Origin of the sequence: Alkalibacterium indicireducens (assembly GCF_039522005.1) — a bacterium.
GTDB lineage: Bacteria > Bacillota > Bacilli > Lactobacillales > Carnobacteriaceae_A > Alkalibacterium > Alkalibacterium indicireducens.
On the sequence record NZ_BAAADA010000161.1, the window covers coordinates 1 to 6,843 of the forward strand.

Below are 6,843 nucleotides of genomic sequence, written 5' to 3' on the forward strand. Positions count from 1 at the left end.
TGATAATTATTTATAAGAAGTTTCAATAACCGCAAGGGTTAAACCTGGATATTCAACTGCAAAACTTGAGTGACTTAAGAATAACGAATTATACATAAAAAGTTAAGTAACATCGGGCTTCTTACATTTATTATGTCCAAAAATATTACAAATGAAAATGGTTCTCATTCAATTTATTCTCTTTAAACTGAAATTAATTGTGAAAAAAGTTCTTTTTGATCATTCGCTCATATACTTCTGAGCTTCTATTTAATACATATTATAAACTAAATTTGTAGGAGTTATTTGCAATAAGCTATACTCTTATCTATGGTTCTCAATTAGCCTAGTAATTGAGAACTGTGTCAAGGGAGCCTTTTTTATATAATCCAACAATTACTTAAGATTTGTCATTATCCTGTTAAAAAAGATTCCTTTTAATTTGTCACAAATTAATCTTTCAGAAATGAGTATTCTTCCATATCCTCATATTTTTCAGACAAATAAAAAATCTATCATCCCCCGGCATAAAGCAGGAGAATAATAGATAGTCAGACTTTCTGTGCCGACCTGATATCTTCGGCTATTTTATTTATTTTTCTTAAACGATGATTCACTCCAGATTTGGAGACCCCACCATTAGGCACTAGTTCACCCAGTTCTTTCAGGCTCACATCCGGATGATCGATGCGTAACTTTGCCATTTCCCTTAATTTACCCGGTAATGTATCCAGACCTCTTGCCTGAGCAATCAGATGAATATTTTCGATTTGCCTGCTTGCTGCATCAATGGTCTTGTTCATATTTGCATTCTCGCAGTTGACGAGACGGTTGACTGAATTACGCATGTCTCTTACGATCCTTACATCTTCGAAGCGGAACATGCTCCCAGTTGCCCCGATCATGGCCAGAAAATCAGCAATTTTTTCTGCTTCTTTCAGATAAACGATATAGCCGTTCCGTCTCTCATGAATACGCGCATTCATATCGAACATCTGCATCATCTCGCAGATGTCCTCATTGTGCTCTTCATAGCTTGAATGGATTTCCAGATGATAACGGCTGGTGTCCGGACTGTTGACAGATCCACTGGCAAGAAAAGCTCCTCTCAGATAGGATTTGGCTTTCTGCTTGTTAGTTTTTACCTCTTCAGGGATATGTCCACTGTAGAGCACACCATCCATGATGCCCAGCTCCTTTAAAATGAGCTTACTTCCACTTTTAAGTCGAACAATATACACATTGTTCTTTTTTAATTTCATTTTCTTTCTAACCAGCAGCTCTGATTCCACATCAAAATTGTCTTTGATCAGCGAATAGATTCTACGGGCTATTGCAGCATTTTCTGTCTGGACATTCAATAAGAAGTCGTGGTCGACAATACTCAGTGTTCCGTTCATCCTAATCAGAGCGGCCAGTTCTGCTTTGGCATGCTCTGGATGGACTTCCAGAAGTGTGAGTTCTTTTTTTACTTCAAAAGCAAATGACATGGGTTCACTTCCTTACTTTCAGTGACTCTACTTAACTAAACTTTCAGTTGTTTTCAAAATACTGTTTGATTTTACGCTGGCTGTTAAATGCTGTACGGAATATTTCTTCAGCAACTTTTTCTCCATCATGATAGACACCTTTTGGGGTCAATTCCAGAAAATCATCAGAAATGATCAGTGGCACTTCTTCGCTTAGTCCTCTAAAATCATGTTCGACTTGAAGCAGATATTCTTCGTTCGCTTCCTGATCGATATACTGATCCGGTACCAGACCAATATTAGTAATAGCGATATCCACAAATCTCTCTCCGAGATGCTTGTGCAGGACACGCAGATGATCAGCATCAGAAAGCCCTTCAGTTTCACCCAATTGGGTCATGATGTTTGAGATATAGACTACGTTGGCTTCTGTCTCCATAACTGCTTTTCCAATATCAGGAATCATCAGATTAGGAAGGATACTGGTAAAGAGGCTTCCAGGTCCCAGTACAACCATATCCGCATCCATAATAGCTGATATGACCTTTCTGCTGGCTTTAACTGGCTTTCTTCCTTCTACACAAGAGACAGCCACATAGTCGATCATTTTACCGCCTTTGGGAATTTGTGATTCTCCGGTCTGGGTCGACCCATCCATATAACGCGCATGGAGGACTAGCGGTTCTTCAGCCGCAGGATAAACATGCCCTTTCACATGCATCATCTTAGCGAGCAGTTGAACGGCATCATAAATATTGCCACGCATATCAGCTGTTGCCTGAATAATGAGATTCCCAATCGTATGTCCTGACAAAGCCTCATCTTGAGACTTGAACCGGTACTGAAAAATCTCTTTCTGCAGTTCCGGTATTTCTGACAGAGCAATAAGTACATTTCTCAGGTCACCTGGCGGAACAGCATTGAAGCTTTTTCTTAACGCACCGCTGCTCCCTCCATCGTCTGCAACTGCCACAATAGCCGTGACATCTGCATCTTTTTCCTTAAGACTTTTTAAAATAACTGGCAACCCAGTTCCACCGCCGATCACGGCAATTTTTGGTCTTCTTTTATTGATTAATGATGATTTCATGACCGTATAATGGACTCCTTTACTTTATCCTTGTCTCTGTGTGAAACATTGACAGGATAGCCGTCAGCTTTTATTTTATTCGCAATCCGTTCAACTAAGGCAACTGACCGGTGTTTACCCCCAGTGCAGCCAATAGCGACAGTCAGATTGCTTTTTCCTTCTTTCTTGTACCCTGGAAGTGTATATTCCAGTAGATCAGTAAATTTTTTATAGAATGATTCAGTCTCCGGCTGCTGCATGACATAATCATATACGTCTTTGTCCAGGCCCGTCTGCGGCTTCAGTTCTGGAATGTAGTGCGGGTTAGGAAGGAACCTGACATCCATTACCACATCAGCATCAATAGGTACACCATACTTGAAACCGAATGAGACCATTTCAACTCTGAACATCTCTTTCTCTTTTACTTTGAACTTCTCGATCAGTTTTTCTCTCAACTGACGTGGGGTAATGCTGCTGGTATCAATAACGACTTGTGCTTTCATGCGAATGTCCTTCAGCAGCTCTCTTTCTTTCTTGATCCCTTCAATAGTTCGTTCATTTTTTGCCAGTGGATGAGCCCGACGAGATTCTTTGTATCTGGTGACCAGTTCCTCGTTGGTTGCGTCCAGAAACACAATACGTGTTCGAATTAGAGGCGTATTGTCCATCGTCGCAATTGCTTTGTTGATCTCTTCAAAGAAATCCTGCATTCTTAGATCCATAACTAAGGCAATTTTATTGAACTGACCTGTTTCTCTAACCAGTTTCCAGAAGGTCGGAAGGAGATTTGGAGGCATATTATCAATGCAGTAGTACCCCATATCTTCAAAACTCTGCATAGCTACTGTCTTACCTGCTCCGCTCATACCTGTAATAATCACCAATTCTAAATGTTCGTTCATTATGCCACTCCTTTACTCTGACCACATACCTATCAACTAACCTTAGCAGTTTATTTATTATAACATTCCTGGCGTGTCATGTATACTCTGCTCATGAATAGTCATATGCTGTTCATACTACAAGACCACTGGACTGACTGAACTGTCCAATGGTCTGATAGTTTATTCTTCTCTTTCACATGTGCTGGTTCCAATCAAAGCGTATGCCCCACAGCGGCGGGTGAGTGCCGTCCCCATAAGCGGGAGAAAAGCCAGTCCCAGAAATCTTGCCGGTCCATTTAAAATGAACAGCATAGGAAAGACAGCAGCAGCTAAAATGAGACGAATCGTGCGGTCAGTATTTCCGACATTCTTTTTCATTTGTAAATCACCCCCCTAAAGAATCAGTCCTTAGTTTGCATCAATAATTGACTTGATATCTGCTTCGAACGAGGAGATTTTCTCCTCTACAACTACGCCAGAGTCATCCTGTGCTGAAATATAGAATTTGATTTTAGGTTCTGTTCCTGATGGTCTGGCTGCAATCCAGCTTCCGTCAGCGAGCGTGTACTTCAGAACATTGGCTTTAGGCAGATTAATTGTATCTTCACCACTCTGAGTTTTCACTGTCTGCTTCTGGAAGTCTTCCACTTTGCAAACTTTGATGCCCCCAAAATGAGCTGGTGCCTGATTTCTTAGAGTATTCATGAGATTATTGATTTTTTTCGTTCCTTCCATGCCTTCCATCTTGATTGAGATGGTCTTCTCTTTAAAGTGACCATATTGATGGTAAAGTTCATGAAGGGCATCGAAACAGCTGAAGCCTTCTTCTTTATAATGTGCAACCATTTCAGCAACCATGACTAGAGCTTGGATGGCATCCTTATCTCTGACAAACGGCTGGACGAGATACCCGTAACTTTCTTCAAATCCGAACATGAAAGTATAATTCTGGTCTGCTTCGTACTCCTTGATTTTTTCTGCGATAAACTTGAATCCAGTAAGCACGTTGACAGATTCTACTCCATATTTGTCAGCAATGACAGATGGCAGTTCGCTTGAAACAATCGACTTGATGATCACACTGTTTCCTGGAAGCGTTCCTTTTTTAGTATGTGCCTTCAGAATATATTCAATCATCAGACTCGCGATCTGGTTTCCGCTGAGTACTTCGTAGTGCCCTTCAGAAGTTTTAACAGCCATCCCCAGACGGTCTGCATCAGGATCAGTCGCTATCAGAACATCTGCATCTTCTTTTTTCCCCTGCTCGATGGCCAGCTCAAAAGCTTCCGGGTCTTCAGGATTGGGAGTTTTTACAGTTGAAAAGTCCGGATCTGCTTCAGCCTGTTTCTCAACAAGAGACACTTTTTTGAACCCGGCCTGTTCAAGCGCTTTGACTCCCAGCATTTTTCCTGTGCCGTGGAGAGGAGTAAATACGATTTTAATGTGACGTCCCTGACGATCTGCCAGTTCCTGGTCGATTGTCACTGTTCTCAGATAATCTAAGTAGACGCGGTCGACATCCTTACCGACTATTTTCAGCAGTCCTTTTTCCTCTGCTTCAACTTCGGTGAGTGTATCGATAGATAAAATGTCAGTGACACTTCTGACATAATCGGTCAGCTCATCTGCTTCTTTGGGCGGCAGTTGGCCCCCATCTTGCCCATATACCTTGTACCCATTATACTCAGGCGGGTTATGGCTGGCAGTAATCATAATGCCTGCTGCTGCTTTAAAATGACGTACGGCAAATGACAGTTCAGGCGTCGGACGAAGGTCTTCAAAAACATAAGCTTTAATGTTGTGAGCAGCTAATGTTCTGGCAGACTCCAGTGCAAATTCCTTCGACATATGACGGGAGTCATAAGCAATCGCAACTCCGCGTTCAGCAAACTCTTTTCCCTGACTCTCAAGAAACAGGGCCAGTCCTTCAGTCGCCTGACGGACAGTATAATAGTTCATTCGATTCGTTCCAGCCCCAATGATCCCACGCATACCAGCCGTTCCAAATTCCAGAGAAGTGTAAAAAGCATCTTCCAAAGCTGCTTCGTCAGCTTTGTTCTTTTCAAGATCTGACCTCACCTGATCATCCAAGTCGTCAAAATCGACCCATGTTTCGTATGTTTCTTTCCATTCCATTGTATACCCTCTTTTCTGCATGATTAATTATCCGCTTTCTTTTCTTTTTTCATTGTAACATTTTTACTGAAATCTTGCATGAGAAAAGTATACACGTTGAAGTGAAAAACAGAGCCAGGAATGTGCTGTTCCTGGCTCTGTTACAAATTATCATTGAATCATGCGTGCTGCTGTTCCATTTTTTCTTTAAGTTCTTCAACGTACTGATACGCAGCATTTCCGGCTACAGAACCATCTCCGACAGCCGTTGCCACTTGTCTGAGTACAGTGTCTCTCACATCTCCGATAGCAAAGATACCAGGAACAGCGGTCATCATCTGACTGTCTGTTTCTATCCAGCCTTCCTTGTTGGTGATAGGCAGATTGGTAAAGCTGTCAGAGTTAGGCAGAAGACCGATATAAATAAATACCCCATCCGCTGCAAGCGTGGACACATCACCAGTTCTGACGTTTTTCAGCTGAACACCTGTTACTTTGTCGTCGCCTTCGATTTCCTCAACTACAGAATTCCAGATAAAATCGATCTTATCATTTTTAAATGCTCGGTCCTGAAGGATTTTCTGTGCTCTCAATTCGTCGCGTCGATGCACGATTGTCACTTTGCTGGCGAATTGAGTCAGATACGTGCCTTCTTCAACGGCAGAATCTCCGCCGCCGACAACTACTACATGTTTGTCTCTAAAGAATGCACCATCACAGACAGCACAGTAAGATACACCTTTTCCGTTGTACTCAGCTTCACCTTTCACTCCAAGCTTCTTGTGTTCTGCACCTGTAGCTATAATGACAGATTTGGCAAAATAGGACTTATTGCTGACAACCAGTTCTTTTTCCGTTGTGTGATCGATGATTTCTTTTACATCACCGTAGACATGCTCGGCACCAAACTGTTTGGCTCCTTCGTACATTTTCATTGATAAATCCGGTCCCATTATGCTACTGAAGCCGGAATAGTTTTCAATTTCAGCCGTATTGTTCATCTGTCCACCCGGTATTCCTTTTTCCAGAATCAGAGTAGATAAATTTGATCGGGAGGCATATAAAGCTGCCGTCAACCCGCCCGGGCCAGCTCCAATCACGATGACATCATATACTTGTTTTTCTTCTTCCATTATGCGAGCCTCCTTGAAGACAAGAATTGATTACTAGAACCATTAATACTTACTTTTTGTAAGTTGATTGCTTCCTTTATAAGTATACTAGATATAAACAATAAGTCAAGAGTAAAACTCTTTGAATTTACCCTTTTTACACTAAATATCCACTATTGCATGTAATTAGAAAACCTGTATTCGTTAATTCC

6 protein-coding genes are annotated in these 6,843 nt (G+C 41.6%); all 6 read right to left on the reverse strand.

The annotated features are described in order from the left end of the window. Window positions 1-530: 530 nt before the first annotated feature. On the reverse strand, window positions 531-1,469 hold the full coding sequence (whiA, locus tag ABFX15_RS09275) for a DNA-binding protein WhiA (RefSeq protein WP_346025144.1): 939 nt from the start codon (window positions 1,467-1,469) through the stop codon (window positions 531-533). Window positions 1,470-1,512: 43 nt separating this feature from the next. After that, window positions 1,513-2,538, reverse strand: coding sequence for a gluconeogenesis factor YvcK family protein (locus ABFX15_RS09280; protein ID WP_346025145.1), 1,026 nt, complete (start codon window positions 2,536-2,538; stop codon window positions 1,513-1,515). Then, window positions 2,535-3,422, reverse strand: coding sequence for an RNase adapter RapZ (gene rapZ / locus ABFX15_RS09285; RefSeq protein WP_346025146.1), 888 nt, complete (start codon window positions 3,420-3,422; stop codon window positions 2,535-2,537). The genes ABFX15_RS09280 and rapZ overlap by 4 nt, the downstream gene beginning before the upstream one ends. Before the next feature lie 162 nt (window positions 3,423-3,584). Then, entirely contained in the window at window positions 3,585-3,782 is a 198-nt protein-coding gene (locus tag ABFX15_RS09290) for a YgaP family membrane protein (protein ID WP_346025147.1), read from the reverse strand. Window positions 3,783-3,812: 30 nt separating this feature from the next. Further along, window positions 3,813-5,540: a phospho-sugar mutase gene (locus ABFX15_RS09295; protein ID WP_346025148.1), complete on the reverse strand. Its 1,728-nt coding sequence runs from the start codon at window positions 5,538-5,540 to the stop codon at window positions 3,813-3,815. 158 nt (window positions 5,541-5,698) lie between these two features. Beyond that, a complete protein-coding gene (gene trxB / locus ABFX15_RS09300) occupies window positions 5,699-6,652 on the reverse strand; it encodes a thioredoxin-disulfide reductase (RefSeq protein ID WP_346025149.1) in 954 nt (317 codons plus the stop codon). Between the last annotated feature and the right edge of the window lie 191 nt (window positions 6,653-6,843).

Coding starts and splice junctions, on each gene's coding strand:
- ABFX15_RS09280 (WP_346025145.1), bottom strand. CDS start 2,538: ATGAAATCATCATTAATCAATAAAAGAAGACCAAAAATTGCCGTGATC.
- ABFX15_RS09295 (WP_346025148.1), bottom strand. CDS start 5,540: ATGGAATGGAAAGAAACATACGAAACATGGGTCGATTTTGACGACTTG.
- rapZ (WP_346025146.1), bottom strand. CDS start 3,422: ATGAACGAACATTTAGAATTGGTGATTATTACAGGTATGAGCGGAGCA.
- ABFX15_RS09290 (WP_346025147.1), bottom strand. CDS start 3,782: ATGAAAAAGAATGTCGGAAATACTGACCGCACGATTCGTCTCATTTTA.
- trxB (WP_346025149.1), bottom strand. CDS start 6,652: ATGGAAGAAGAAAAACAAGTATATGATGTCATCGTGATTGGAGCTGGC.
- whiA (WP_346025144.1), bottom strand. CDS start 1,469: ATGTCATTTGCTTTTGAAGTAAAAAAAGAACTCACACTTCTGGAAGTC.